Origin of the sequence: Streptomyces sp. NPDC047706 (genome assembly GCF_043204795.1) — a bacterium.
Taxonomy (GTDB): domain Bacteria; phylum Actinomycetota; class Actinomycetes; order Streptomycetales; family Streptomycetaceae; genus Streptomyces.
Window position 1 is genome coordinate 65,562 of record NZ_JBIDCW010000026.1, and the last position, 26,519, is coordinate 92,080.

The following is a 26,519-nucleotide window of genomic DNA, read 5'->3' on the forward strand; positions in this document are numbered from 1 at the left end:
AAGGGAAACCAAACTGCAACTTGCGGCGAGCCTAGCATGCGGGCAGCCGAAAGCAATAGGGGTCAAGATCACGTCACCCGGATGTTTGAACGTCGTGTCGGCGTTGACGCCGGAGGGGGACCCCAGAAGGCTGCACCCTACCCCACTGGGTCTAGCCTCTCGATGTGGACATTTCTCGCACGCGGCCGCGCGTCGGTCACATCCAGTTCCTGAACTGCCTGCCCCTTTACTGGGGGCTCGCCCGAACGGGAACGCTGCTTGACTTCGAGCTGACGAAGGACACCCCGGAGAAGCTCAGCGAGCAGCTCGTGCGGGGTGATCTCGACATCGGCCCGATCACCCTCGTGGAGTTCCTCAAGAACGCCGACGACCTCGTCGCCTTCCCGGACATCGCCGTCGGATGCGACGGACCGGTGATGTCCTGCGTGATCGTCTCGCAGGTCCCGCTGGACGAGCTGGACGGACGCCGGGTGGCCCTGGGCTCCACCTCGCGCACCTCCGTACGCCTCGCTCAGCTGCTGCTGGCGGACCGTTTCGGCGTGCGGCCCGACTACTACACGTGCCCGCCCGACCTCAGCCTGATGATGCAGGAGGCCGAGGCCGCCGTACTCATCGGCGACGCCGCCCTGCGGGCCAACCTGCACGACGGGCCGAGGTACGGCCTGACCGTGCACGACCTCGGCGCGCTGTGGAAGGAGTGGACCGGGCTGCCGTTCGTCTTCGCCGTGTGGGCGGCCCGCCGCGACTACCTGGAACGCGAGCCCGGTATCACCCGCCAGGTGCACGAGGCCTTCCTCGCCTCCCGCAACCTCTCCCTGGAAGAGGTCACCAAGGTCGCCGAGCAGGCGGCCCGCTGGGAGGCCTTCGACGAACAGGTCCTGGAGCGGTACTTCACCACCCTCGACTTCAGCCTCGGCGGCCCCCAGTTGGAGGCGGTCGCGGAGTTCGCCCGCAGGGTGGGGCCGACGACCGGGTTCCCGGCGGATGTGAGGGTGGAGCTGCTGGGGCCGTAGTACGGCCGCACGCGGTACGCCGATACCCTGCGGGCGGTGGAGGCGTACGGGGGAGAGGGGGCGGACGCCATGCAGCCGCTCGGCGTCGGCGAGCCCACGGCCATCGGGCCCTACCGGCTGCTCGGCCGGCTCGGTTCCGGTGGCGTGGGCCATGTGGGCGGCCAACTTCCCGCTGGTGTTGGACGGTCCTGGGCTGGACAGCCCGACGGTTCCAGGCTGGCCGAGGCCAGTCTGATCCGGCCGGGCTGGATCATGGAGATGCCCGGCGACGCGGTCGGCAGCCGCCACCTCGACGGCATCGACGACCTGATCGAGACGATGGAGGCCGAGACCAGGCAGCGGCGTGGGGCGCCGGGCGCCGCGGGACACGACAGCGTTCTCACCGGCCGTACCGGGCCGGCCCAGCACACCCGATGGGCCCCGCACCTCGTCCTGCTCGCCGCCGAGCCCTCCGCCGAGGACGCGGTCAAGCTCGCCGAGCTCGCAGCCGACGCGAGCCGCCTCGGCATCGGCTACCTCGTCGGCACCGGCAGCGGTGAACTGCCCGGCGCCGCATGGGAGATGGAGATCGACGAGGCCGGCAGGCTGACCGCCCCGCTCCTCGGTCTCTCGCTCGACGCGCAACTGCTGCCGTCGGAGCAGCAGCGCGGCGTCGTCGAACTGTTCGCCGACGCCGACCCCGAGCGCGGACCCGACGGGCCGGACAACTCCCCCCAGTTCCTCGTCGACCTGAGCGAGCAGGGGCGGCCGGCGGTGTACGCGCGACTGGTCGGGTCGTACGAGATCACGGGGCTGGAGACCCCGGACGGCGAGCGCAGTGCACTGCTTCACGAGGCGCTCGCGCTGCTGCTCCTGCACCGGGAGGGGGTGAACCCGCGGGTCCTGGCTTCCGCCCTGTGGCCGCGGGGCGTCACCGACGACGTACCAGAGGCGCTTCTGGAGCGGTTGCGAGCCTGGCTCGGCGCCGACCCGGACGGCAGCCCGCGGCTGCGTACCGACGCGACCGGGGGGCTCACGCTCGCCCGGTCCGTCGTCTCCGACCTGGACGTGCTGCGCTCCCTCTATCACGAGGCCACGCAGGGCGACGGCGCCGACGACCGTGCCGTGCGCGGGCGCCTGCTGACGCAGGCGCTCGGTCTGGTGCGCGGCCCGCTGCTGTCCAACCGGCCCGAGGGCCGCTACCGCTGGCTCACCTACGAGATCGTCGACGCTCAGCTTCCGCTGCTCGTGGCGGACATCGGGCTCGCTCTGTCCGCGTTCCATCTGGAGAAGGACCGCGCGGAGAAGGCCATCGAGGCGCTGGACGGGTCCTTGCGCACCGCACCCTCCGACGAGCGGCTCTGGCACGAGTTGCTGCGCGCGACCCACAGCACCGGCGACACCGCCCGGCTCCACGCGCTCGCCGAGGATCTGCTCCGCCGCAGCGGGGCGCGAGGGCTGCCGCCGCGCACCGAGGCCCTGCTGGACGAGCTTCTGCCGAGCCGGCGCGAGGGTGCGGCGGCAGGGGGATGAGCGGAGCCACGCTGATCGTGCCGGCCGCGGCCTGGGGTGCCGTCGCGGGTGCGCTGCTGCCGCGGGCGGCCCACCGCTTTTCCGTGCCCGCCGGGGAAGCCTGGCGGCAGCGGTGTCCGGGCGGGCATCCGATCCGGGGGTGGGCCGGGCCCGCACGGTGCGCTCGGTGCGCGGCCGACGTCTCGTCCTACGGCCCCCGCTCGGTGTGGCCGGCCACGTTCACCGCGCTCCTGTGCGCGGTCCTCGCCCTTGTCACCGGCCCCCGGCCCGAACTCGTCGTCTGGCTGCTGGTCACGCCCGTCGGTGTGCTGCTCGCGGTCGTCGACCTGCGGGTACACCGGCTGCCCGATCCGCTCACGCTGCCCCTCGCGGCGGGCACCCCGGCCCTGCTGGGTGTGGCCTCGCTGGTGCCCGGACACGCCGGGGACCTGGGCACCGCCCTGCTGGGCTCCCTCGCCCTCGGCGGCTTCTACTTCCTGCTCTTCCTGATCAACCCCGCCGGCATGGGCTTCGGCGATGTGAAGCTGGCGCTCGGGGCCGGTGCGGTGCTCGGCTGGTACGGGTGGGGGGCGGTGCTGCTCGGCACGTTCGCCGCCTTCGTGTGCGGGGCGGTGTACGGGGGTGCCCTGATCGTCGTACGGAAGGCGGGGCGCAAGACCGCCATTCCGTTCGGTCCGTTCCTGCTCGCGGGCGCCTGTGCGGGGTTGTTGCTGGGAGCGGCGGGCTGAGGGCGGGGTGGGAAAACGGCTGGCGTAGGCTGGGTCAGTCCGTCCGCAACCCTTGACGAAAGGGACACCCGGTGACCGAGAAGGCCGACCTCCAGTCCGTCCTCGACCGTGCCGCCGAGGGCGGACGGATCACCCCCGAGGAGGCGCTCGACCTCTACCGCGACGCCCCGCTGCACGCGCTGGGCGCCGCCGCCGACGCCGCACGCCGCCGTCGGTACGCGGGCACCGAGCACATCGCGACGTACATCATCGAGCGGAACATCAACTACACGAACGTGTGCGTCACGGCGTGCAAGTTCTGCGCCTTCTACGCCCCGCCGAAGGACAAGGCGAAGGGCTGGACCCGCGACCTGGACGACATCCTGCGCCGGTGCGCGGAGACCGTCGAACTGGGCGGGACCCAGGTCATGTTCCAGGGCGGTCACCACCCCGACTACGGCGTCGAGTACTACGAGAAGCACTTCGCGGCCATCAAGAAGGAGTTCCCGCAGCTCGTCATCCACAGCCTGGGGGCGAGCGAGGTCGAGCACATGGCCCGGATCTCCGAGGTGTCGGTCGAGGAGGCCATCCGGCGGATCCACGCCGCCGGGCTGGACTCGTTCGCCGGGGCCGGTGCCGAACTGCTGCCCGAGCGGCCGCGCAAGGCCATCGCCCCGCTCAAGGAGAGCGGCGAGCGGTGGCTGGAGATCATGGAGACGGCCCACCGGATGGGCGTCGAGTCCACGTCCACCATGCTCATGGGGACCGGTGAGACGAACGCCGAGCGGATCGAGCACATCCGGATGATCCGGGACGTACAGGATCGTACGGGCGGTTTCCGCGCTTTCATCCCGTACCTCTACCAGCCGCAGAACAACCACCTGAAGGGCCGCACCCAGGCCACCATCTTCGAGTACCTCCGGATGATCGCGATCGCCCGGCTCTTCCTCGACAACGTCGCCCACATCCAGGGCTCCTGGCTGACCACGGGCAAGGACGCCGGGCAGATGACCCTGCACTACGGGGCGGACGACCTCGGCTCGGTGATGCTGGAGGAGAACGTCGTCTCCGCGGCCGGCGCCAAACACCGCTCCAACCTGCTGGAGATGATCGAGATGATCCGCACGGCGGACCGCGTGCCCGCCCAGCGGAACACGACGTACGAACACCTCGTCGTCCACGACGACCCGGCGAACGACCCCGTCGACGAGCGCGTCATGTCCCACATCTCCTCCACCGCGATCGAGGGCGGCACCGCTCACCCCGAGCTGAAGCTGCTCGCTTCCAGCTGACTTGCTGACGATTCACGCGGACTCCAGGGGGCGCGCCCTCGCCGTGCGTGGTGAGTGGGTGCTCGCTTCCGGGCCCCTGGAGGAGCTCACCGGCGCCCATCCGCTCGCGCGCGTGCGGTCGTGGCCCGGCATCCTCACCTCGGGGCTGGTCAACCCGCACGGGCCCGAACTGCTCGAACAGTCCTACCACCCGGACCCGCGGGAGGCCGCCGAACTCGGCACCGAGCCGCTCACCGGGGACGCCCTGACCGCGCTGGTGATCGACGAGGCGCGGTGGGGTGCCAGCGCGCGGCGCGGACTGCATCGGATGCTGGCGCGCGGGAACGTCGCGGTGGCGGGGACGTTCAGCAACCGCGCCGTCGCCACAGCCGTCCGGCGGTCCGGGATCGGTGTGACGGGACGTCCCGGCGTGCCGGGCGGAGTGCCCTGCCTCGACCCCTTCGGCTCCGGGCTGCCCGTGGACTTCCCGCCCGCGCGTGAGAGTGGTTCGGCCGCGCGGTTCGCCGTGTTCGACGTGCGCGACGAGGCGGAGCTGGCCGAGCGCGGGGGCGGGAGCTGTGTGGTGACCGTGGTGGCGGGACGGATCGTGTTCCGGCGGAAGTAGGGCGGCGCCGCGCTGGTCGCCCATGAGATGCCGCGCCCCTGTCCCTCAGGGGGTGCTGCAAGAATGGTCTTCGTGACCCGCGCTTCCCTGAACAAGCAGCCGCACGAAGTCGCCTCGATGTTCGACGACGTGGCGGAACGGTACGACCTGACGAACGACGTGCTGTCACTCGGCCAGGACCGGGTGTGGCGCCGGGAGGTCGCGAAGGCGGTCGACGCGCGCCCCGCGCAGAAGGTGCTGGACCTGGCCGCCGGTACGGCCACCTCCTCGCTGCCCTTCACGCGCGCGGGTGCCTACGTCGTGCCCTGTGACTTCTCCCTCGGCATGCTCCAGGTCGGCAAGCAGCGCCACCCCTGGCTGCCGGTGACGGCGGGTGACGCGACGCGGCTGCCCTTCAGAGACGACGTGTTCGACGCCGTCACCATCTCCTTCGGGCTGCGCAACGTGCAGGACACGGACGCCGCGCTGCGCGAGATGTACCGGGTGACACGGCCGGGCGGACGTGTGGTGATCTGCGAATTCTCGCATCCGACGTGGCAGCCGTTCCGCACGGTCTACACCGAGTACCTGATGCGGGCGCTTCCGCCGGTGGCCCGGGCGGTGTCGTCCAATCCGGACGCGTACGTCTATCTCGCCGAGTCCATCCGCGCCTGGCCCGACCAGCCGGCACTGGCCGAGCGGCTGGGCAAGGCCGGCTGGTCGAAGGTCGCGTGGCGGAACCTGACCGGTGGGGTGGTCGCTCTGCACCGGGGATTCAAGGCCTGAGGCGTGCTCACCTGATCGCCTCGAAGGTCTCCCCGGGCGGCCGGCCGAGCTCACGCTCCATCCCGCCCCTCGGCGGCCTCGGCAGCCGCGGTTCCCGTACGCCCGCGCCACCGCCGCCCTCGCCCTCCCCGAGGTCGAACCACACCGTGACCACCGCCCCGCGCGGCACCTCGACACCGGGCGGGGGGTACTGGCGTACGACGTAGTCCACGACGGTGAGATGGAAGTCGGGCCGGTCGGGTGCGGCGAGCAGCACGCCCTGCGCCTTGGCCGCCTCGCGGGCGTCCATGGCCATCAGGCCGACAAACCTCGGCACGCGAACTTCGGGCGTCTTGGGTGTTATGCGCACAGATGTCACCCCCAGAGGTACTGGCAGCGTAACCGCCCGAGGGTGCGATCCGGAAGCGTCAGGTGGCTTTCCGTAGCCGACTACTACTCTCCGTCGCGGAGCTGGTCGGAAAGGGCCAGCCGGAAACAGTGTCCCAGCTTGTCCGTTTCCGGACTGCTGAAGGTCTCGGCAAGATGCATACCGAGCCGCTCGGTGACCGCGATCGACCGGGTGTTGCCCGCGCTGACCATGGCCACCACGCTGCCGACGCCAGCCGCGCGCACCCGCTCCAGGGTCATCCGCGCGGCCGCCGTGACGTATCCCTGGCCCCAGTGCTCCCGGCCGAGCCGCCAGCCGATCTCGATCTCACCCTTCGGGCCCCACTCGCGCGGCCACGGCTGGGCGCCGGTGAAGCCGATGACCCGGTCGCCGGCGTCGAGCACGGTCCACAGGCAGAAGCCCAGTTCGGCGTCGTGCATGCGCTGGCGGGCGGTGAGCTCCTCGTAGACGGACAGCTCGGCGGACCTGCCGCCGTGGAACTCCATGACGTCCGGGTGGTCGAAGACCCGGTGCCAGGCGACGGCGTCCTCGTCGGTGGGGACACGCAGCCGTACCACGGGCAGAGCTCGGTTCACTGGGTATCCCTTCGGCCGGTTGATCAATTCTGCTGAATAGACTGCCCATGTCCAGTGCCGGTCGGCACACAGATTTCGAACTTGGGGAGATCCCGCCGTGGCCGAGTCTCTGACGGACAACACCGCCGATGTGATCGTCGTGGGCGCCGGCCCGGCCGGTTCCACGACGGCGTACCACCTCGCCAAGGCCGGACTGGACGTACTCCTGCTGGAGAAGACCGAGTTCCCGCGGGAGAAGGTGTGCGGCGACGGGCTCACCCCGCGCGCCGTCAAGCAGCTCGTGGCGATGGGGATCGACGTCTCCGAGGAGGCCGGCTGGCTGCGCAACAAGGGCCTGCGGATCATCGGCGGTGGTGTGCGGCTCCAGCTGGACTGGCCGGATCTCGCCTCCTTCCCCGACTACGGACTGGTCCGCAAGCGCGACGACTTCGACGAGCAGCTCGCCCGCCAGGCGCAGAAGGCGGGCGCGCGGCTGTACGAGCGCTGCAACGTCGGCGCGCCGATCGTGGACGACCGCACCGGCCGCATCACCGGCGTGCACGCCAAGCTCGGCGAGGAGAAGCGTGAGGTCACCTTCCACGCGCCGCTGGTCGTGGCAGCGGACGGCAACTCCACCCGGCTCTCCCTCGCGATGGGCCTGCACCGCCGCGAGGACCGCCCGATGGGCGTCGCGGTCCGCACGTACTTCACCTCGCCACGCCACGACGACGACTACCTCGAGTCCTGGCTGGAGCTGTGGGACCGCCGCGGGCCCGGTGAGGACCGGCTGCTGCCGGGCTACGGCTGGATCTTCGGCATGGGCGACGGCACCTCGAACGTCGGCCTCGGTGTCCTCAACACCTCCGACTCCTTCAAGGAACTGGACTGGCGCGAGGTCCTGAAGGCCTGGTGCGCCTCGATGCCGGAGGACTGGGGCTACACCCCGGAGAACATGACCGGCCCGATCCGCGGCGCCGCGCTCCCGATGGCCTTCAACCGCCAGCCGCACTACACCCGCGGCCTGCTGCTCGTCGGCGACGCCGGCGGCCTGGTGAACCCCTTCAACGGCGAGGGCATCGCCTACGCCATGGAATCCGGCCAGATCGCCGCCGACGTGATCGTCCAGGCGCACGCCCGCCCGACTCCCGCGGGGCGCGAGATGGCCCTCCAGCGCTACCCGCGCGTCCTCAAGGACACCTACGGCGGCTACTACACGCTGGGCCGCGCCTTCGTGAAGCTCATCGGCAACCCGAAGGTCATGAAGATCGCCGCCCAGCGCGGGCTGACGCACCCCGTGCTGATGAAGTTCACCCTGAAGCTTCTCGCCAACCTCACCGACCCGACGGGCGGCGACGCGATGGACCGCATCATCAACGGGCTGTCCAAGGTGGCCCCGAAAGCTTGATCATGCGGGGTCACTCGTCACCCGGCCCGCAGCAGGAGGAGCCGCTGACGGCCTGGGCAGCTGCCCAGGCCGTAGGCCGGGAGCGCGTACTCAACGGCAGCGGCGACGAGGGGGCCACGGACGGCGGCTCCGGCTCGTCCGGCGGTGGCACGCCGAACGGTGGCACGTCGAACGGTGGCACGTCGAACGGTGGCACGTCGGGCGGCGGTTCGTCCTCCGGCACGGAAGGCGGCTCCGGCGGCGGCGCGGGAGGGGACGTCTCCGGCGGCGACTCGGGAGCCGGCCTGGACGGCGGCCTGGCCCTCCCCGGTGCCGGCGGTGTGACGCTGATCGCCGGGGCGCGGTCCTCGTACTCGGCCTGGGAACCGGCCTGGTGCTGTTCCTGCGCCGCCGCGCGGCACACGGCGGCGGCACCACCGCCTGAGACCCGCTGCCTGAGGTCCCTTCAGCCCCACGCCGACGGGTGCCGCTCCTCCCGGAGCGGCACCCGTCACATATGTCCGGCGGCGCCACGCGGGAGCGGCGCGGGGGATGAGCGGAACGACGGCGAGGGGCCGCCGCCCCCGAGCGGCTGCGGCCCCTTCCGTACCTCGATGCGCCTTTTGTGTGTGGGGACGGCTGTTGCCGTCAGAGCACGCGCACCGCACCCGACGCCGGGTAGCCGGAGAGGTCCTGCACGACGACTCCCTTGGAGGGGTTCGCCGCGTCCAGGTACTGGCCGTTCCCGATGTACACACCCACGTGGTACGCCGAGCCCTTGCCACCCCAGTACAGGATGTCGCCGACCTGAAGGTTCGACAGGGAGACGTCCGTGCCGACCATCGACTGGTCCTGCGACACGCGCGGAAGATCCACACCGACCTGCTTGAACGCCGCCTGCACCAGGCTGGAGCAGTCCCAGGCGTTGGGCCCGCTGGCGCCCATCACGTAGGCGTCGCCCACCTGGGCCTGGAGGAAGGCGATGACGGTCGCGACGCTGCCGCCGGACGGCACGCTCACGGCGTCGGAGCCGTCGGAGACGGTCGAGAGGGTGGCCCGCTCGGCGTCGCGCGCGGCGCGCTCCGCGGCGGCCTGGCGCGCCTCCTCGGCGGCCTTCTTGCGGGCCTCCGCCTTCTTCTTGGCCACGGCCAGGTCGGCCTTGGCCTCCTTGGCGGCCTGGGCGGCGGCCGCGTCACGCTCGGCCTGCAGCTCGTAGTTCGCGGCGGCCAGCTGCGTGGCGTCCGCGGACTGGGCGACCTGTGCGGACAGGTCGGCCGTGAGGGTGGGCAGTTCGAGCGTCTGCGTCACCGGCTCGGCGGCGTTCGCCGAGGCCGATGCGCCGGCCACTGCCACGGTGCTGAGGATGCCACCGGCAACTCCGGCCCGCATCGCCATCTTCGACGCACTGCGCGGGCGGGGCTTCCGGTGGCTACGTATGTGAGCGGTGTGGGACATGGGAATAACCGGTATCAGGGGCTCCTCCATACCTTCAAGAAACGTGTGGTCCGCCACAGTTGTTCAATCGACGGCCCGAATCCCCGGCGTCTTCCCCTTTATTGACGCCGTAACGGACATTGCGGACGTCGGTCACCAAGCCTGTGATCATGGGCTTTCTTCGTTACGTCCGAATTGCGCCCGACCTACCACTGGTTGGCGTGGTTGGCCAAGCCCGCTTCTCAGGTCCCTCTCGTCGATGTGGCAGAGGTCACGGAACGGTCTCCGGATCATGTGCGTCCGGCGCGCGGGAATCGCCGCCCCGCGTTCGTGAACGCGTGCACACGTCCACATCTCGCCTCCGCCTCCCTCTGATGTGTGAATGCGTCGCACTATCAGGGCGGGAGGCCCTCTGCCAATTTGCATGCAAGGGAAGTCTCTTGATATTGAGACGCCCACCGAGACCCCCTGCGAGCTGCGGCGACGATCGAAAATGTCACCTCTGGTGATCACTTGGACGCTTCACGTGTGAAGATCGCTGATCATCCGACTTCATGATCCTTCATCAGGTGGTGGAGATCACAAAGCTTGTGCAATACCCCGTGTCGCAGATCACAGAGCGGCGGGCATAGGATGCGAGGCAGTTGGGCTTGTGACCTGCTTCACATGTTCTCGATCTTCGCCGGGACAAGCGGGGTTCGTGGGACAGGTGAGTCAGGCGTGAAGCCTGATGCAACCGCCAGCAGTCAGCGCCGACTGAGAGGAGCGAGGAGCGGTGAACGCGTATGCGCCCATCCTCGTACTGGGAGCCCTCGGGGCAGGCTTTGCGATCTTCTCCGTGGTCATGGCCACGCTGATCGGTCCGAAGCGGTACAACCGCGCCAAGCTCGAAGCATACGAGTGCGGCATCGAGCCGACCCCCACGCCGGCCGGCGGCGGGCGCTTCCCCATCAAGTACTACCTGACGGCGATGCTCTTCATCGTCTTCGACATCGAGATCGTCTTCCTCTACCCGTGGGCCGTCACCTTCGACGCCCTGGGTGTGTTCGGGCTCGTGGAGATGCTGCTCTTCGTGCTCACCGTCTTCGTCGCCTACGCGTACGTGTGGCGGCGCGGCGGCCTGGAATGGGACTGAGGGGCCTTTAGTCATGGGACTCGAAGAAAAGCTGCCGAGCGGATTCCTGCTGACCACCGTCGAGCAGGCCGCGGGCTGGGTGCGCAAGGCGTCCGTCTTCCCCGCCACGTTCGGCCTCGCCTGTTGTGCCATCGAGATGATGACCACCGGCGCCGGCCGCTACGACCTGGCCCGGTTCGGCATGGAGGTCTTCCGCGGCTCACCCCGCCAGGCGGACCTGATGATCGTGGCCGGCCGGGTCAGCCAGAAGATGGCGCCGGTGCTGCGGCAGGTCTACGACCAGATGCCGAACCCCAAGTGGGTGATCTCCATGGGGGTGTGCGCCTCCTCCGGCGGCATGTTCAACAACTACGCCATCGTCCAGGGCGTCGACCACGTCGTCCCGGTCGACATCTATCTCCCCGGCTGCCCGCCACGGCCCGAGATGCTGATGGACGCCATCCTCAAACTTCACCAGAAGATCCAGAGCTCCAAGCTCGGCGTGAACGCCGAGGAGGCGGCCCGGGAGGCGGAGGAAGCGGCGCTCAAGGCCCTGCCCACGATCGAGATGAAGGGGCTGCTGCGATGAGCGAGGCGAACAGCGGGGCGTCGAACGGCGTCAACCCCGAGAAGGACCTCTCCGCCGAGAACCTCCCGGGCCAGCGCGGGCAGGGCGGTGAGGAGATCCGCGTCCAGCGAGGCATGTTCGGCGCCACCAACGGCGGCGACACCTCCGGGTACGGCGGCCTGGTCCGCTCGGTCCGGCTGCCGGGTCCGGCCACCCGTCCCTACGGCGGCTGGTTCGACGAGGTCGCCGACGAGCTGGAGGGCGCCCTGGAGGAACAGGGCCTGCTTCCCGGCAACGCCATCGAGAAGACGGTCGTCGACCGGGGCGAGGTCACCTTCCACATCGAGCGCGAACACCTCGTCCGCGTCGCCCGCACCCTGCGCGACGACCCGGCGCTGCGCTTCGAGCTGTGCACCGGCGTCAGCGGCGTCCACTACCCGAACGACAAGGGCCGCGAGCTGCACGCCGTCTACCACCTGCGCTCGATCACCCACAACAGGCTGATCCGCCTCGAGGTCAGCGCCCCGGACAGCGACCGGCGCATCCCGTCGCTGGTCGCCGTCTATCCGACCAACGACTGGCACGAGCGTGAGACCTACGACTTCTTCGGCATCGTCTTCGAAGGTCACCCGGCCCTGACGCGGATCATGATGCCGGACGACTGGCAGGGCCATCCGCAGCGCAAGGACTACCCCCTCGGCGGCATCCCCGTCGAGTACAAGGGCGCCCAGATCCCGGCTCCGGACCAGCGGAGGTCGTACTCATGAGCACGCAGCACGCAACTCCGCGTGAGACCACCGAGGGCACCGTGTACACGGTCACCGGTGGCGACTGGGACGAGGTCGTCCAGTCCGCGGCCCGCGCCGACGACGAGCGCATCGTTGTCAACATGGGGCCCCAGCACCCCTCCACCCACGGGGTGCTCCGCCTGATCCTGGAGATCGAGGGCGAGACGGTCACCGAGGCCCGGTGCGGCATCGGCTACCTGCACACGGGCATCGAGAAGAACCTGGAATTCCGCACGTGGACGCAGGGCACCACCTTCGTCACGCGCATGGACTACCTGACCTCCTTCTTCAACGAGACCGGCTACTGCCTCGCCGTCGAGAAGCTCCTCGGCATCGAGGACGAGGTCCCGGACCGGGCCACGATCATCCGGGTGCTGCTGATGGAGCTGAACCGGCTCTCCTCGCACCTGGTGTGCATCGCCACCGGAGGCATGGAACTCGGCGCCACCACGATCATGATCTACGGATTCCGTGATCGTGAAATGATTCTCGACATCTACGAGCTCATCACGGGCCTGCGGATGAACCACGCGTACATCCGCCCCGGCGGACTCGCCCAGGACCTGCCGCCCGGCGCGGTGGACCAGATCCGCGAGTTCGTGAAGAAGATGAACAAGAACCTCCCGGAGTACGACAAGCTCGCCACCGGGAACCCCGTCTTCAAGGCCCGTATGCAGGACATCGGCCATCTCGACCTGGCCGGCTGCATGGCCCTCGGCGCCACCGGCCCGATCCTGCGCTCCACCGGCCTGCCGCACGATCTGCGCAAGACCCAGCCCTACTGCGGCTACGAGACGTACGACTTCGACGTCCCGACCGCCGACACCTGCGACGCCTACGGCCGCTTCCTGATCCGCCTGGAGGAGATGCGCCAGTCGCTCAGGATCGTCGAGCAGTGCCTGGACCGGCTGCAGCCCGGCCCGGTCATGGTCGCCGACAAGAAGATCGCCTGGCCCGCCCAGCTCGCCCTGGGACCGGACGGACTGGGCAACTCGCTGGACCACATCAAGAGGATCATGGGCACCTCCATGGAGGCCCTGATCCACCACTTCAAGCTGGTGACCGAAGGCTTCCGCGTCCCGCCGGGACAGGCGTACGCGGCGGTCGAGTCGCCCAAGGGCGAACTCGGAGTGCACGTCGTGTCCGACGGCGGCACCCGGCCCTACCGGGTCCACTTCCGGGACCCGTCCTTCACCAATCTGCAGGCCATGGCGGCGATGTGCGAGGGCGGCCAGGTCGCCGACGTCATCGTCGCCGTCGCATCCATCGACCCCGTGATGGGAGGCGTCGACCGGTGACCACCTCTTCTTCGGAGCGGGGCGTCAGCCTGGGCATGCCGGAGCTGCCCGCGCCCGGCTACGCGGACGACGTTCGAGCCCGGCTGGAGCGGGACGCGCGCGAGATCATCGCCCGCTACCCGGACTCCCGTTCCGCCCTGCTGCCGCTGCTGCATCTCGTGCAGGCGGAGGAGGGCCATGTCACGCGTACCGGGATGCGGTTCTGCGCGGACGTGCTGGACCTGACCACGGCCGAGGTCACCGCGGTGGCCACCTTCTACTCCATGTACCGGCGCAAGCCGAGCGGCGACTACCAGGTCGGTGTCTGCACCAACACCCTGTGCGCCGTGATGGGCGGTGACGCGATCTTCGAGGCGCTTCAGGAGCACCTCGGCGTCGGCAACGGCGAGACCACCGACGACGGCAAGGTCACGCTGGAGCACATCGAGTGCAACGCGGCCTGCGACTTCGCGCCGGTCGTGATGGTCAACTGGGAGTTCTTCGACAACCAGACGGTCGAGACCGCCAAGCGCCTGGTGGACGACCTGCGCGAAGGAGTGCGGGTCGAGCCGACCCGCGGGGCGCCGCTGTGCACGTTCAAGGAGACCGCCCGGATCCTGGCGGGCTTCCCCGACGAGCGGGACGGGGCCGTCGAGGCCACGGGCAGCGCGGGACCCGCGTCGCTGGTGGGCCTCCGCCTGGCCAGGGGAGAGGCCGCACCCGCGCGCGTGGTCCACCCGCGGGAGGGCGGCCCGCACGACGAGCCGCATGACGGGGCCGTCCACGAGCCGTCGCCGACCGAGCACCTCAGCTCGCACGACGCGCCGCAGAAGACATCGGCATCCGACCCCGCCCACCCGGCCGGGCCTACCGCCGAGGAGGGGGAGTGATGACGTTGGCACCCGAGCTGAAGGACACCAGCCCCGAGAAGCTGCTCGCACCGGTGCTGTCGTCCTTCTGGGACGAGGACGGGTCCTGGACCCTGGACGTCTACCGAAGGCACGACGGGTACGAGGGACTCCGCAAGGCACTCGCGATGTCGCCCGACGACCTCATCGCGTACGTCAAGGACTCCGGCCTGCGCGGCCGTGGTGGCGCGGGATTCCCCACGGGAATGAAATGGCAGTTCATTCCCCAGGGTGATGGAAAGCCGCACTATCTAGTTGTCAACGCCGACGAGTCGGAGCCCGGAACCTGCAAGGACATCCCGCTCCTCTTCGCGAACCCGCACAGCCTCATCGAGGGCATGATCATCGCGTGTTACGCCATCAGGTCGTCGCATGCCTTCATCTATCTGCGTGGTGAAGTCGTCCCCGTGCTGCGGCGGTTGCACTCGGCCGTCGCCGAGGCGTACGCGGCGGGCTACCTCGGCGAGAACATCCTGGGCAGCGGGCTCAACCTCGACATCACGGTGCACGCCGGCGCGGGCGCGTACATCTGCGGTGAGGAAACCGCGCTGCTCGACTCGCTCGAAGGCCGCAGGGGTCAACCGCGGCTCCGTCCCCCCTTCCCTGCTGTCGCGGGCCTCTACGCGTGCCCGACTGTGGTGAACAACGTCGAATCGATCGCCTCGGTTCCCGCCATCTTGAAAAACGGCAAGGAGTGGTTCAGGTCGATGGGGAGTGAGAAGTCGCCCGGCTTCACGCTCTACTCGCTCAGCGGTCACGTCGCGAGCCCCGGCCAGTACGAGGCGCCGCTCGGCATCACCCTGCGCCAGCTCCTCGACATGAGCGGCGGGATGCGGCCCGGTCACCGGCTGAAGTTCTGGACGCCGGGCGGCTCCTCGACGCCCTTGCTCACCGACGAGCACCTCGACGTCCCTCTCGACTACGAGGGAGTGGGCGCCGCGGGTTCCATGCTCGGCACCAAAGCGCTGCAGTGCTTCGACGAGACGACCTGCGTCGTGCGCGCCGTGACCCGCTGGACCGAGTTCTACGCCCACGAGTCCTGCGGCAAGTGCACACCCTGCCGGGAAGGCACGTACTGGCTGGTGCAGTTGCTGCGGGACATCGAGGCCGGCAAGGGCGCGATGAGCGATCTCGACAAGATGGCCGACATCGCCGACAACATCAACGGCAAGTCCTTCTGCGCCCTCGGTGACGGTGCCGCCTCGCCGATCTTCTCCTCGCTCCAGTACTTCCGCGGCGAGTACGAGGAGCACATCACGGGCCGTGGCTGCCCGTTCGACCCGGCCAAGTCGACCGCCTGGGCCGACCACCGTACGGAGGTGAACGCATGACTGTGACCACGAGCGCTCCCTCCGGCGGGGGAGAGGCGGCGGTTCCGCCGGAAGACCTCGTCACGCTGACGATCGACGGTGCCGAGATCAGCGTGCCCAAGGGCACCCTGGTCATCCGGGCCGCCGAGCAACTCGGCATCGAGATCCCGCGGTTCTGCGACCATCCCCTCCTCGACCCGGTCGGTGCCTGCCGTCAGTGCATCGTGGACGTCGAGGGCCAGCGCAAGCCGATGGCGTCCTGCACCATCACCTGCACCGATGGGATGGTGGTCAAGACCCAGCTGACCTCGCCGGTGGCCGAGAAGGCGCAGCACGGTGTGATGGAGCTGCTGCTCATCAACCACCCGCTGGACTGCCCGGTCTGCGACAAGGGCGGCGAGTGCCCGCTGCAGAACCAGGCGATGTCCCACGGCAACGCCGAGTCGAGGTTCGAGGGCCGCAAGCGCACCTTCGCCAAGCCGGTGCCGATCTCCACGCAGGTGCTGCTGGACCGTGAGCGGTGCGTGCTGTGCGCGCGCTGCACCCGGTTCTCCAACCAGGTCGCGGGCGACCCGATGATCGAGCTGCTGGAGCGGGGCGCGCTCCAGCAGGTGGGCACCGGTGAGGGCGATCCCTTCGAGTCGTACTTCTCCGGGAACACCATCCAGATCTGCCCGGTCGGCGCGCTCACCTCGGCGGCGTACCGCTTCCGCTCCCGGCCCTTCGACCTGGTCTCCTCGCCGGGCGTGTGCGAGCACTGCTCCGGCGGCTGCGCCACCCGCACCGACCACCGGCGCGGCAAGGTCATGCGGCGCCTCGCGGCGAACGACTCCGAGGTCAACGAGGAGTGGATGTGCGACAAGGGGCGCTTCGCGTTCCGCTACGCACAGTTGAAGGACCGCCTGGACACACCGCTGCTGCGCAACGCCGAGGGTGACCTGGAGCCCGCCTCCTGGCCGGAGGCGCTGCAGATCGCCGCCCAGGGGCTGCTTGCCTCGCGTGGCCGCACCGGTGTGCTGACCGGCGGTCGGCTCACCGTCGAGGACGCGTACGCGTACAGCAAGTTCGCGCGCGTGGCGCTCGACACGAACGACATCGACTTCCGCGCGCGCATGCACAGCGGCGAGGAGTCCGACTTCCTCGCCGCGCGGGTCGCGGGACGCGGCCACGACCTCGACGGTACGGGCGTCACGTACGCGCTTGTGGAGAAGGCCCCCGCCGTCCTGCTGGCCGGGTTCGAGTCCGAGGAGGAGGCGCCCGGCGTCTTCCTGCGGCTGCGCAAGGCCTGGCGCAAGCACGGGCAGAAGGTGTTCTCGCTGGCCACGCACAGCACGCGAGGCCTGGAGAAGGCGGGCGGCACGCTGCTGCCCGCCGCACCCGGCACCGAGACCGAATGGCTGGACGCGCTCGCGAGCGGCGTCGGCCTGGAGGACGACGGAGCGCTGGCCGCCGAGGCGCTGCGCGCCGAGGGCGCGGTGATCGTCGTGGGTGAGCGGCTGGCCGGGGTGCCCGGTGGCCTGACCGCCGCTGTGCGGGCCGCGTCCGCCACCGGCGCGCGGCTCGTGTGGATCCCGCGCCGGGCCGGGGAGCGCGGCGCCATCGAGGCGGGCGCGCTGCCGTCGCTGCTGCCGGGCGGGCGCCCGGCGACCGATCCGCGCGCGCGGGACGAGGTCGCGGCCGCCTGGGGAGTCGCCGAACTCCCCCTCCGCTACGGCCGTGACACCGGCCAGATCGTCGAGGCCGCCGCGAGCGGTGAGCTCCAGGCGCTGCTGGTGGCCGGTGTGGAGGTCGCCGACCTGCCCGACCCGGCACGCGCGCGTGCGGCGCTCGGCGAGGTCGGCTTCCTGGTCTCGCTCGAACTGCGGCCCAGCGAGGTCACGGAACTCGCCGACGTGGTCCTGCCGGTCGCCGCGGTCGCCGAGAAGGCGGGCGCCTTCCTCAACTGGGAGGGCCGGGTCCGCTCCTTCGACGCCGCGCTCAAGCCCGACCAGATGAGCCGCCCGCCGGCGCCCACCGACGCGCGCGTGCTGCAGATGCTGGCCGACGCGATGGACGTACACCTCGGGCTGCCGGATCTGCGGACCACGCGTGCCGAGCTGGACCGGCTCGGCGTCTGGGGCGGGCCGCGGGCCACCGAGCCGGTCCAGAGCGCGGGTGTGCTGCCGCGTCCGGCCACCGGGGAGGCCGTACTTGCGGGGCACCGGCTGCTGCTCGACCAGGGCCTGCTCCAGGAGGGCGACGAGGCGCTGGCCGGGACACGGCACGCCGCACGCGCGCGTGTGTCGCCGGCCACGGCCGCCGAGGCGGGGGTCGCGGAGGGTGACGTGCTCACCGTGACCGGCCCCGCCGGCTCGGTGCAACTGCCGCTCCAGATCACCGAGATGCCCGACCGGGTGGTCTGGCTGCCGCTGAACTCCGCCGGCGGGGGCGTCGCCTCCGACACCGGGGCGCTGCCCGGCTCCCTCGTCCGCATCGGCCCGGCGCCGCTCGCCGGTGAGGCCCCCACGGAGGTGGAGGCATGAGCCCGTACTTCGTCGCCGCTGAGGACCTCTCCATGTTCGGCCGCGACCCATGGTGGCTGGTCGCCGTCAAGGCGGTGTTCTGCTTCGCCTTCCTGATGGTGACCGTGCTGTTCTCGATCGTCTGGGAGCGCAAGGTCGTCGCCTGGATGCAGCTGCGCATCGGTCCCAACCGGCACGGCCCCTGGGGCATGCTCCAGTCGCTGGCCGACGGTGTGAAGCTGATGCTCAAGGAGGACCTCGTCGTCAAGCGCGCGGACAAGGTGGTCTACGTCCTCGCGCCGATCGTCGCGGCCATCCCGGCCTTCATGGCGATCGCGGTGATCCCCTTCGGCCCGGCCGGCAACGAGATCTCGATTTTCGGTCAGCGCACGACGATGCAGCTGACCGACCTGCCGATCGCGACGCTGTACATCCTCGCGGTCGCCTCGGTCGGCATCTACGGCATCGTGCTGGCGGGCTGGAGTTCGGGGTCGACCTATCCGCTGCTCGGCGGTCTGCGCTCCTGCGCGCAGATGATCTCGTACGAGATCGCCATGGGCGCCGCCTTCGCGTCGGTGTTCCTCTACTCGGGCTCGATGTCGACGTCGGCGATCGTCGACGCGCAGGCGGACCGCTGGTTCGTGGTACTGCTGCCGGTCTCCTTCCTGATCTACATCGTGACGATGATCGGGGAGACCAACCGCGCGCCGTTCGACATGCCGGAGTCCGAAGGTGACCTGGTCGGCGGGTTCAACACCGAGTACTCGTCGATCAAGTTCGCGATGTTCATGCTCGCCGAGTACGTCAACATGGTGACCGTCTCGGCCGTGTCGGTGACGCTGTTCCTGGGTGGCTGGCGGGCGCCCTGGCCGATCAGCACCTTCTGGGAGGGCGCGAACCACGGCTGGTGGCCGTTGCTGTGGTTCGTCGTCAAGGTCCAGCTGCTGCTCTTCTTCTTCATCTGGCTGCGCGGCACGCTCCCGCGGGTCCGCTACGACCAGCTGATGAAGCTCGGCTGGAAGGTCCTTATCCCGGTCTCCGTGGTCTGGCTGATGCTCGTCGCGACCGTGCGGACGCTACGGAACGAGAACTACGCCTTCGCCGACATCGCCCTCTACGTGGGCGGCGGTGTCCTCGCGCTGCTGTTGCTCTCGTTCGTCGTGGACTTCTTCCGCGACCGCGCCAAGGCGGCGGAGCCGCCCGCCGAGCAGCCCGCGTTCGACCCGATGGCCGGTGGATTCCCGGTGCCGCCGCTGCCCGGACAGGAGCTGCCACCGGTGCCGAGGCGCCGCTCGCGCCGCGAGCGCGAGCTGATTGTCAGTGGTGGACCCGATACTCGGAGTGATGGATCTCCGGATGGATCTACGGATGGAAAGGAGGCGTCCGATGGCTGAGGAACCCAAGGAGACCAAGCCCGGTTTCCAGAACCCCGTGGCCGGCTTCGGCGTGACCTTCAAGGCCATGTTCAAGAAGCGGCTGACCGAGCAGTACCCGGAGCAGCAGAAGACCACGGCCCCACGGTTCCACGGACGGCACCAGCTCAACCGCCATCCGGACGGCCTGGAGAAGTGCGTCGGCTGCGAGCTGTGCGCCTGGGCCTGCCCCGCCGACGCCATCTATGTGGAGGGCGCGGACAACACGGACGAGGAGCGTTACTCGCCGGGCGAGCGGTACGGGCGGGTGTACCAGATCAACTACGCCCGCTGCATCCTGTGCGGCCTGTGCATCGAGGCGTGCCCCACGCGCGCGTTGACCATGACGAACGACTTCGAGCTCGCCGACTCCAGCCGCGCCAACCTCATCTACACCAAGGAGCAGCTGCTGGCCGGCCTCGAAGAGGGCATGGTCGACTCGCCGCACGCCATCTACCCGGGGATGGACGAACAGGACTACTACCGGGGCCTGGTGACAGAGGCCGCGCCCGGCACGGAGCGCCAGGTCGCCCTGTCCAAGGATGAGACGGTCCAGGAGGCGGCCTCGACCTTCGGCGAGGGCGAACCCGCCTCGGGGAAGGTGATCGGCCGATGACCACCGAACTCGCCGCCTACACCACCTCCACCGGGGAGGCCGTCCAGTTCTGGATCCTCGGCACGGTCGCGGTGATCGGCGCCCTGTGCACCGTCTTCATGAAGAAGGCCGTACACAGCGCGCTCTGCCTGGCCGGCACCATGATCATCCTGGCGGTGTTCTACCTCGCCAACGGCGCCTACTTCCTGGGCATCGTGCAGATCGTCGTCTACACCGGCGCGATCATGATGCTGTTCCTGTTCGTGGTGATGCTGGTCGGTGTCACCGCGGCGGACTCGCTGAAGGAGACCATCAAGGGCCAGCGCTGGCTGGCCCTCCTCTGTGGCCTCGGCTTCGGCCTTCTGCTCGTCGGGGGCATCGGCAACGCGTCCCTGGCGGAGTTCAACGGCATCGGCCAGGCGAACGCCGGAGGCAACGTGGAGGGCCTCGCCGCCCTCATCTTCACCAAGTACGTCCTCGCGTTCGAGCTCACCGGCGCCCTGCTGATCACGGCCGCCGTCGGCGCCATGGTGCTCACCCACCGTGAGCGCACCGAGCGCGCCAAGACCCAGCGTGAGCTGGCCGAGCAGCGCATCCGCGAGGGCAAGCACGTGCCGCCGCTGCCGGCGCCCGGTGTGTACGCGCGGCACAACGCCGTGGACATCGCGGGCCTGCTGCCGGACGGCACCCCGTCCGACCTGACGGTCAGCAAGACGCTGCGTGAGCGCGGCCAGATCCGGGACGTGTCCACCGAGGCGCTCAACGACCTGCGGGCCCTCGAACAGCGTTCGCAGGAGCGGCTGGAGCGGGACGAGATCGAGCCGCCGACGTTCAAGCGGTCCGAGGAGGCGTCGAAGTGAATCCCGTCAACTACCTCTATCTGGCCGCCCTGCTGTTCACGATCGGCGCGACGGGCGTGCTCATCCGGCGGAACGCGATCGTGCTGTTCATGTGCATCGAGCTGATGCTCAACGCCTGCAACCTCGCGTTCGTCGCCTTCTCCCGGATGCACGGCAACCTCGACGGCCAGATCATCGCGTTCTTCACGATGGTCGTCGCCGCGGCCGAGGTCGTGGTCGGTCTCGCGATCATCGTCTCGCTGTTCCGCTCCCGCCACTCGGCCTCGGTCGACGACGCCAGCCTGATGAAGCTCTAAGGGGTCGCTGAAGTGGAGAACCTGATTGCGCTGCTGATCGCGGCGCCGCTGCTCGGAGCGGCCGTCCTGCTGTGCGGCGGCCGGCGGCTCGACGCCGTCGGCCACTGGATCGGCACGGTCCTCGCGTTCGTCTCCTTCGCCCTCGGCGCGGTCCTCTTCGCCGACCTCCTGGGCAAGGGCGCGGAGGAACGCACGCTGACACAACACCTGTTCAGCTGGATCCCCGTCGAGGGCTTCCAGGCCGACGTCGCCTTCCAGCTCGACCAGTTGTCGATGACGTTCGTGCTCCTGATCACCGGCGTCGGCTCGCTGATCCACCTGTACTCGATCGGGTACATGGAGCACGACGAGCGGCGCCGCCGCTTCTTCGGCTACCTGAACCTGTTCCTCGCGGCGATGCTGCTGCTCGTCCTCGCCGACAACTACCTGCTGCTCTACGTCGGCTGGGAGGGTGTCGGTCTCGCCTCCTACCTGCTGATCGGTTTCTGGCAGCACAAGCCCAGTGCCGCCACCGCCGCGAAGAAGGCCTTCCTGGTCAACCGCGTCGGCGACATGGGCCTGTCGATCGCGATCATGCTGATGTTCACGACCTTCGGCACCTTCGCCTTCGGCCCGGTGCTCGGCGGCAACGACGAGCCGGGTCTCGTCGGCGACACCTCCGAGGGGATGCTCACCGCGATCGGCCTGATGCTGCTGCTCGCCGCCTGCGGCAAGTCCGCCCAGGTGCCGCTGCAGTCCTGGCTCGGGGACGCGATGGAGGGCCCGACCCCGGTCTCGGCCCTGATCCACGCCGCGACGATGGTGACGGCGGGTGTGTACCTGATCGTCCGCTCCGGTGCGCTCTTCAACGCCGCGCCCGACGCCCAGCTGGTCGTCACGATCGTCGGAGCGGTCACGCTCCTGTTCGGTGCGATCGTCGGTTGCGCCAAGGACGACATCAAGAAGGCGCTGGCCGGCTCCACCATGTCGCAGATCGGCTACATGGTCCTCGCCGCCGGCCTCGGCCCCATCGGCTACGCCTTCGCGATCATGCACCTGGTGACGCACGGCTTCTTCAAGGCCGGGCTGTTCCTCGGCGCCGGTTCGGTCATGCACGGCATGAACGACGAGGTCGACATGCGCAAGTACGGCGGACTGCGCAAGTACATGCCGATCACCTTCGTCACCTTCGGCCTCGGCTACCTCGCGATCATCGGCTTCCCGGGTCTGTCCGGCTTCTTCTCCAAGGACAAGATCATCGAGGCGGCCTTCGCCAAGGGCGGCACCGAGGGCTGGATCCTCGGCGCCTGTGCCCTGCTGGGCGCGGCCATCACCGCGTACTACATGACGCGCGTGATGCTGATGACGTTCTTCGGCGAGGAGCGCTGGCGGCACACCGCGACCGCGTCCCCGGCCGAGCCCGACGTGGAGCCTGCCGCCCGGACCCATGGCGAGCACGCCGAGCCGCACCCGCACGAGTCGCCCCGGACCATGACGATCCCGATGATCGTGCTGGCGTTCGGTTCGGTCTTCGCGGGCGGGTTCTTCAGCGTCGGCGAGCGCTTCGTGCACTGGCTGGAGCCGGTCACGGGGTACGAGCACGGGACCCCGCCGGTCAGCGCGCTGACGGTCACGCTGTCCACGGTGGCCGTGATGGTGATCGGTGTCGCGATCGCCTACGCGCAGTACGGCCGCCGCCCGGTCCCGGTCGTCGCCCCGCGCGGGTCGCTGCTCACCCGTGCCGCCCGCCGCGACCTGCTCCAGGACGACTTCAACCACGTCGTCCTGGTCCGCGGCGGCGAGCACCTCACGCGGTCCCTGGTGTACGTCGACCACACCCTGGTCGACGGAGTCGTCAACGGCACGGCGGCCTCGGTCGGCGGCCTGTCCGGGCGGCTGCGCAAGCTGCAGAGCGGCTTCGCGCGGTCCTACGCGGTCTCGATGTTCGGCGGCGCGGCGGTTCTCGTCGCCGCGACCCTGCTGATGAGGGCGGTCTGATACCGATGTCCTTTCCTCTGCTGACAGCGACAGCGGCGCTCCCGGCGCTCGGGGCGATCGCCACGGCCGCCGTCCCGGCCGCGCGGCGCACCGCCGCCAAGTGGCTGGCGCTGCTGTTCTCGCTCGCCACGCTCGCCCTCGCCGTCACGGTGCTGGTCCGGTTCGACCCGGACGGCGACCGTTACCAGCTCACCGAGTCGCACGCCTGGATCGCGGACTTCGGCGTCCGCTACGAGCTGGGTGTGGACGGCATCGGCGTGGCGCTCATCGCGCTCACGGCGCTGCTGATCCCGTTCATCATCCTCGCGGGCTGGCACGACGCAGACCCGTTGGAGACCGGCAGCAGGCGGTGGCGGCCCACGCAGGGCTTCTTCGCGCTGATCCTGGCCGTCGAGGCGATGGTGATCCTCTCCTTCGAGGCCACCGACGTCTTCCTCTTCTACATCTTCTTCGAGGCCATGCTCATCCCGATGTACTTCCTCATCGGAGGCTTCGGGGACCGTGCCCACGAGCACGGCGAGCAGGTCGCGTCGACGCAGCGGTCCTACGCCGCGGTGAAGTTCCTGCTCTACAACCTGGCCGGCGGTCTGATCATGCTGGCCGCGGTGATCGGCCTCTACGTGGTCGCCGGGAACTTCTCCCTCACCGAGATCGCCGAGGCCCGTGCCAACGGCTCGCTGGAGATGTCGGCCGGCACCGAACGATGGCTGTTCCTCGGCTTCTTCTTCGCCTTCGCGGTGAAGGCTCCGCTGTGGCCACTGCACACGTGGCTGCCCAACGCCATGCAGGAGTCCACGGCGCCGGTGGCCGTCCTGATCACGGCGGTCGTGGACAAGGTGGGCACCTTCGCGATGCTCCGCTTCTGCCTCCAGCTGTTCCCGGAGGCCTCGAAGTGGGCGACGCCCGCGATCCTCGTCCTGGCGCTGATCAGCATCGTCTACGGCGCGCTGCTCGCGGTCGGCCAGCGTGACATGAAGCGTCTGATCGCGTACGCGTCGATCTCGCACTTCGGCTTCATCATCATGGGCATCTTCGCCATGACCAGCCAGGGCCAGTCCGGCGCCACGCTGTACATGGTCAACCACGGCATCTCGACAGCCGCGCTGATGCTGGTGGCCGGCTTCCTGATCTCGCGGCGCGGTTCGCGGCTCATCGCGGACTACGGCGGAGTCCAGAAGGTCGCCCCGGTGCTGGCCGGCACCTTCCTGATCGGTGGCCTGGCGACCCTGTCGCTGCCCGGCCTCGCGCCCTTCGTCAGTGAATTCCTGGTCCTGGTGGGCACGTTCGCGCGCTACCCGGTGATCGGCATCATCGCCACCTTCGGCATCGTGCTCGCCGCGCTCTACACCCTCGTCCTGTACCAGCGGACGATGACGGGCCCGGTGAAGCCGGAGGTCTCCGCGATGCCGGACCTCAGGGTGCGTGAACTCGTGGTCGTCGCCCCGCTGGTCGCGTTGCTGATCTTCCTGGGCGTGTACCCGAAGCCCGTCACGGACATCGTCAACCCGGCGGTGAAGCAGACCATGTCCGACGTACACAAGCAGGACCCCCGGCCTGAGGTGGAGGCGGCCAAGTGAGTGCAACAGCCGTCCACAGCCTGTGGACAACCGCGGCCGATCCCATCGGCAAGATCGACGCGCCGAAGATCGAGTACGCCCAGCTGTCGCCCATGCTGATCGTGATCGGCGCGGCGATCATCGGGGTGCTGGTCGAGGCGTTCGTCCCGCGCAAGTCCCGGTACTACGCGCAGATGTTCGTGTCCGCGGTGGGTCTGGCCGCCGGCTTCGCCGCGGTCGTCGCCCTCGCGGCGGACGGGTACGGCACCACGAAGGCGCAGATCGCGGCGATGGGCGCGATCGCGGTCGACGGGCCGGCGCTGTTCCTGCAGGGCACGATCCTGCTGTCCGGGCTGGTCGCCCTGTTCACCTTCGCCGAGCGGCGGCTGGACCCCGCCGCACACGGCAACCGGGTCGACTCCTTCGCCGCGCAGGCGGCGTCCGTGCCCGGCAGCGACAGCGAGAAGGCCGCGATCAAGGCGGGCTTCACCACCACCGAGGTCTTCCCGCTGCTGCTCTTCGCGGTCTCCGGCATGCTGCTGTTCCCCGCGGCCAACGACCTGCTGACGCTGTTCGTGGCGCTGGAGGTCTTCTCGCTGCCGCTGTACCTGATGTGCGCCCTGGCCCGCCGCAAGCGGGTCATGTCGCAGGAGGCCGCGGTCAAGTACTTCCTGCTCGGCGCGTTCGCCTCGGCGTTCACGCTGTTCGGGATCGCGATGCTGTACGGCTACTCGGGCTCGATGTCCTACGGCACGATCGCGCAGGTCGTGGACGGCACCATCACCGACATCAGCCCCGCCCTGGCGAACACCATGGGCAACGACGTGCTGCTGCTGATCGGCACCGCGCTGATCGTGATGGGGCTGCTGTTCAAGGTGGGCGCGGTGCCGTTCCACATGTGGACGCCGGACGTGTACCAGGGCGCGCCGACACCCGTGACCGGCTTCATGGCGGCGGCGACCAAGGTGGCCGCGTTCGGCGCTCTGCTGCGGATCCTGTACGTCGTGCTGCCCGGCCTGCGCTGGGACTGGCGGCCGGTGATGTGGGGCGTCGCGATCGTCACCATGCTGGGCGGCGCGATCGTCGCGATCACGCAGACCGACATCAAGCGGCTGCTGGCGTACTCGTCGATCGCGCACGCGGGCTTCATCCTCGCGGGTGTCATCGCGACGACGCCGGACGGTGTGTCCTCGGTGCTCTTCTACCTGCTGGCGTACTCGTTCGTGACGATCGGCGCGTTCGCGGTGGTGACGCTGGTGCGCGACGCCGGCGGCGAGGCGACCCATCTGTCCAAGTGGGCCGGGCTCGGCCGCAGGTCGCCACTGGTGGCGGCCGTGTTCGCGGTGTTCCTGCTGGCCTTCGCCGGAATCCCGCTGACCTCCGGGTTCGCCGGGAAGTTCGCCGTGTTCAAGGCGGCGGCGGAGGGCGGGGCCGCGCCGCTGGTGGTGATCGGTGTGATCTCGTCGGCGATCGCCGCGTTCTTCTACATCCGGGTGATCGTGCTCATGTTCTTCAGCGACCCGAGGCCGGAGGGGCCGACGGTGGCCGTGCCGTCGCCGTTGACGGTGACGGCGATCGGCGTGGGCGTGGCGGTCACGCTGGTGCTGGGTGTGGCGCCCCAGTACTTCCTGGAGCTGGCGGGTGATGCGGGGGTGTTCGTGCGCTGACGCATCCCGTCCACGGCGGCCCTTCTCGTTTCATCGG

At 69.6% G+C, this 26,519-nt stretch carries 24 protein-coding genes; 21 read left to right on the forward strand and 3 right to left on the reverse strand.

What is annotated here, in order from left to right:
* The first annotated feature begins 164 nt into the window (after window positions 1–164).
* The 6 genes from ACGF8A_RS27225 (at window position 165) to ACGF8A_RS27250 (ending at window position 5,893) form a co-directional block, all read left to right on the forward strand.
* Window positions 165–1,013 (forward strand): menaquinone biosynthetic enzyme MqnA/MqnD family protein, encoded by an 849-nt coding sequence (locus tag ACGF8A_RS27225; protein ID WP_393112595.1) that lies wholly within the window; start codon window positions 165–167, stop codon window positions 1,011–1,013.
* A 69-nt stretch (window positions 1,014–1,082) separates the two neighbouring features.
* Window positions 1,083–2,525: a bacterial transcriptional activator domain-containing protein gene (locus ACGF8A_RS27230; protein ID WP_393112676.1), complete on the forward strand. Its 1,443-nt coding sequence runs from the start codon at window positions 1,083–1,085 to the stop codon at window positions 2,523–2,525.
* Window positions 2,522–3,253 (forward strand): prepilin peptidase, encoded by a 732-nt coding sequence (locus tag ACGF8A_RS27235; RefSeq protein WP_393112597.1) that lies wholly within the window; start codon window positions 2,522–2,524, stop codon window positions 3,251–3,253. The genes ACGF8A_RS27230 and ACGF8A_RS27235 overlap by 4 nt, the downstream gene beginning before the upstream one ends.
* A gap of 71 nt (window positions 3,254–3,324) precedes the next feature.
* Window positions 3,325–4,524, forward strand: a complete 1,200-nt coding sequence (gene mqnC, locus ACGF8A_RS27240) for a cyclic dehypoxanthinyl futalosine synthase (RefSeq protein ID WP_393112599.1) — start codon at window positions 3,325–3,327, stop codon at window positions 4,522–4,524.
* Window position 4,525: 1 nt separating this feature from the next.
* Window positions 4,526–5,128, forward strand: coding sequence for a hypothetical protein (locus ACGF8A_RS27245; protein WP_393112601.1), 603 nt, complete (start codon window positions 4,526–4,528; stop codon window positions 5,126–5,128).
* Between the two features lie 72 nt (window positions 5,129–5,200).
* Window positions 5,201–5,893, forward strand: a complete 693-nt coding sequence (locus ACGF8A_RS27250) for a demethylmenaquinone methyltransferase (protein WP_393112603.1) — start codon at window positions 5,201–5,203, stop codon at window positions 5,891–5,893.
* A 7-nt stretch (window positions 5,894–5,900) separates the two neighbouring features.
* On the opposite strand, the gene ACGF8A_RS27255 is transcribed toward ACGF8A_RS27250, so the two are convergent.
* Both ACGF8A_RS27255 and ACGF8A_RS27260 read right to left on the reverse strand, forming a co-directional pair.
* Window positions 5,901–6,242: a PASTA domain-containing protein gene (locus tag ACGF8A_RS27255; protein ID WP_393112605.1), complete on the reverse strand. Its 342-nt coding sequence runs from the start codon at window positions 6,240–6,242 to the stop codon at window positions 5,901–5,903.
* Window positions 6,243–6,325: 83 nt separating this feature from the next.
* Window positions 6,326–6,856 (reverse strand): GNAT family N-acetyltransferase, encoded by a 531-nt coding sequence (locus ACGF8A_RS27260; protein WP_393112607.1) that lies wholly within the window; start codon window positions 6,854–6,856, stop codon window positions 6,326–6,328.
* Between the two features lie 97 nt (window positions 6,857–6,953).
* Between ACGF8A_RS27260 and ACGF8A_RS27265 the strand changes: the two genes are divergently transcribed.
* A complete protein-coding gene (locus tag ACGF8A_RS27265; RefSeq protein WP_393112609.1) occupies window positions 6,954–8,240 on the forward strand; it encodes a geranylgeranyl reductase family protein in 1,287 nt (428 codons plus the stop codon).
* Window positions 8,241–8,867: 627 nt separating this feature from the next.
* On the opposite strand, the gene ACGF8A_RS27270 is transcribed toward ACGF8A_RS27265, so the two are convergent.
* Window positions 8,868–9,704 (reverse strand): C40 family peptidase, encoded by an 837-nt coding sequence (locus ACGF8A_RS27270; RefSeq protein ID WP_393112611.1) that lies wholly within the window; start codon window positions 9,702–9,704, stop codon window positions 8,868–8,870.
* A 724-nt stretch (window positions 9,705–10,428) separates the two neighbouring features.
* On the opposite strand from ACGF8A_RS27270, the gene ACGF8A_RS27275 reads away from it, so the two are divergent.
* From ACGF8A_RS27275 to nuoN, 14 genes are read left to right on the forward strand one after another with little or no spacing between them, the layout of a single operon-like run.
* The gene (locus ACGF8A_RS27275) at window positions 10,429–10,788 is read left to right on the forward strand and encodes an NADH-quinone oxidoreductase subunit A (protein ID WP_007383963.1); all 360 of its coding nucleotides are present in this window, start codon (window positions 10,429–10,431) and stop codon (window positions 10,786–10,788) included.
* A gap of 13 nt (window positions 10,789–10,801) precedes the next feature.
* Window positions 10,802–11,356, forward strand: a complete 555-nt coding sequence (locus ACGF8A_RS27280; protein WP_030174336.1) for an NADH-quinone oxidoreductase subunit B family protein — start codon at window positions 10,802–10,804, stop codon at window positions 11,354–11,356.
* A complete protein-coding gene (locus tag ACGF8A_RS27285; RefSeq protein ID WP_393112614.1) occupies window positions 11,353–12,102 on the forward strand; it encodes an NADH-quinone oxidoreductase subunit C in 750 nt (249 codons plus the stop codon). The genes ACGF8A_RS27280 and ACGF8A_RS27285 overlap by 4 nt, the downstream gene beginning before the upstream one ends.
* Window positions 12,099–13,421, forward strand: coding sequence for an NADH-quinone oxidoreductase subunit D (locus tag ACGF8A_RS27290; protein WP_393112616.1), 1,323 nt, complete (start codon window positions 12,099–12,101; stop codon window positions 13,419–13,421). The genes ACGF8A_RS27285 and ACGF8A_RS27290 overlap by 4 nt, the downstream gene beginning before the upstream one ends.
* A complete protein-coding gene (gene nuoE / locus ACGF8A_RS27295; protein ID WP_393112618.1) occupies window positions 13,418–14,290 on the forward strand; it encodes an NADH-quinone oxidoreductase subunit NuoE in 873 nt (290 codons plus the stop codon). The genes ACGF8A_RS27290 and nuoE overlap by 4 nt, the downstream gene beginning before the upstream one ends.
* Window positions 14,290–15,639, forward strand: a complete 1,350-nt coding sequence (gene nuoF, locus ACGF8A_RS27300; RefSeq protein WP_393112620.1) for an NADH-quinone oxidoreductase subunit NuoF — start codon at window positions 14,290–14,292, stop codon at window positions 15,637–15,639. The genes nuoE and nuoF overlap by 1 nt, the downstream gene beginning before the upstream one ends.
* Complete coding sequence (locus tag ACGF8A_RS27305) at window positions 15,636–18,140, forward strand: NADH-quinone oxidoreductase subunit G (protein ID WP_393112622.1); 2,505 nt, start codon at window positions 15,636–15,638, stop codon at window positions 18,138–18,140. Before nuoF ends, ACGF8A_RS27305 begins: the two co-directional genes overlap by 4 nt.
* Window positions 18,137–19,513, forward strand: coding sequence for an NADH-quinone oxidoreductase subunit NuoH (gene nuoH / locus ACGF8A_RS27310; RefSeq protein ID WP_393112624.1), 1,377 nt, complete (start codon window positions 18,137–18,139; stop codon window positions 19,511–19,513). Before ACGF8A_RS27305 ends, nuoH begins: the two co-directional genes overlap by 4 nt.
* Entirely contained in the window at window positions 19,506–20,147 is a 642-nt protein-coding gene (gene nuoI, locus ACGF8A_RS27315; protein ID WP_393112626.1) for an NADH-quinone oxidoreductase subunit NuoI, read from the forward strand. The genes nuoH and nuoI overlap by 8 nt, the downstream gene beginning before the upstream one ends.
* Window positions 20,144–20,986 carry an NADH-quinone oxidoreductase subunit J gene (locus tag ACGF8A_RS27320; RefSeq protein WP_393112628.1) on the forward strand — a complete coding sequence of 281 codons (843 nt, stop codon included), beginning with the start codon at window positions 20,144–20,146 and terminating at the stop codon, window positions 20,984–20,986. The genes nuoI and ACGF8A_RS27320 overlap by 4 nt, the downstream gene beginning before the upstream one ends.
* Window positions 20,983–21,282, forward strand: coding sequence for an NADH-quinone oxidoreductase subunit NuoK (gene nuoK / locus ACGF8A_RS27325; RefSeq protein ID WP_053760538.1), 300 nt, complete (start codon window positions 20,983–20,985; stop codon window positions 21,280–21,282). Before ACGF8A_RS27320 ends, nuoK begins: the two co-directional genes overlap by 4 nt.
* A 12-nt stretch (window positions 21,283–21,294) precedes the next feature.
* A complete protein-coding gene (gene nuoL / locus ACGF8A_RS27330) occupies window positions 21,295–23,259 on the forward strand; it encodes an NADH-quinone oxidoreductase subunit L (protein WP_393112630.1) in 1,965 nt (654 codons plus the stop codon).
* 5 nt (window positions 23,260–23,264) lie between these two features.
* A complete protein-coding gene (locus ACGF8A_RS27335) occupies window positions 23,265–24,836 on the forward strand; it encodes an NADH-quinone oxidoreductase subunit M (RefSeq protein WP_393112632.1) in 1,572 nt (523 codons plus the stop codon).
* Complete coding sequence (nuoN, locus tag ACGF8A_RS27340) at window positions 24,833–26,482, forward strand: NADH-quinone oxidoreductase subunit NuoN (RefSeq protein ID WP_393112634.1); 1,650 nt, start codon at window positions 24,833–24,835, stop codon at window positions 26,480–26,482. The genes ACGF8A_RS27335 and nuoN overlap by 4 nt, the downstream gene beginning before the upstream one ends.
* The last annotated feature ends 37 nt before the right edge of the window (window positions 26,483–26,519 follow it).

Bases quoted from the DNA above. Each gene is read 5' to 3' on its own strand.
- ACGF8A_RS27230 (WP_393112676.1), top strand. From the start codon at position 1,083: ATGCAGCCGCTCGGCGTCGGCGAGCCCACGGCCATCGGGCCCTACCGG.
- ACGF8A_RS27235 (WP_393112597.1), top strand. From the start codon at position 2,522: ATGAGCGGAGCCACGCTGATCGTGCCGGCCGCGGCCTGGGGTGCCGTC.
- ACGF8A_RS27270 (WP_393112611.1), bottom strand. From the start codon at position 9,704: ATGGAGGAGCCCCTGATACCGGTTATTCCCATGTCCCACACCGCTCAC.
- ACGF8A_RS27280 (WP_030174336.1), top strand. From the start codon at position 10,802: ATGGGACTCGAAGAAAAGCTGCCGAGCGGATTCCTGCTGACCACCGTC.
- ACGF8A_RS27285 (WP_393112614.1), top strand. From the start codon at position 11,353: ATGAGCGAGGCGAACAGCGGGGCGTCGAACGGCGTCAACCCCGAGAAG.
- ACGF8A_RS27290 (WP_393112616.1), top strand. From the start codon at position 12,099: ATGAGCACGCAGCACGCAACTCCGCGTGAGACCACCGAGGGCACCGTG.
- nuoF (WP_393112620.1), top strand. From the start codon at position 14,290: ATGACGTTGGCACCCGAGCTGAAGGACACCAGCCCCGAGAAGCTGCTC.
- ACGF8A_RS27305 (WP_393112622.1), top strand. From the start codon at position 15,636: ATGACTGTGACCACGAGCGCTCCCTCCGGCGGGGGAGAGGCGGCGGTT.
- nuoH (WP_393112624.1), top strand. From the start codon at position 18,137: ATGAGCCCGTACTTCGTCGCCGCTGAGGACCTCTCCATGTTCGGCCGC.
- nuoI (WP_393112626.1), top strand. From the start codon at position 19,506: ATGGCTGAGGAACCCAAGGAGACCAAGCCCGGTTTCCAGAACCCCGTG.
- ACGF8A_RS27320 (WP_393112628.1), top strand. From the start codon at position 20,144: ATGACCACCGAACTCGCCGCCTACACCACCTCCACCGGGGAGGCCGTC.
- ACGF8A_RS27335 (WP_393112632.1), top strand. From the start codon at position 23,265: ATGTCCTTTCCTCTGCTGACAGCGACAGCGGCGCTCCCGGCGCTCGGG.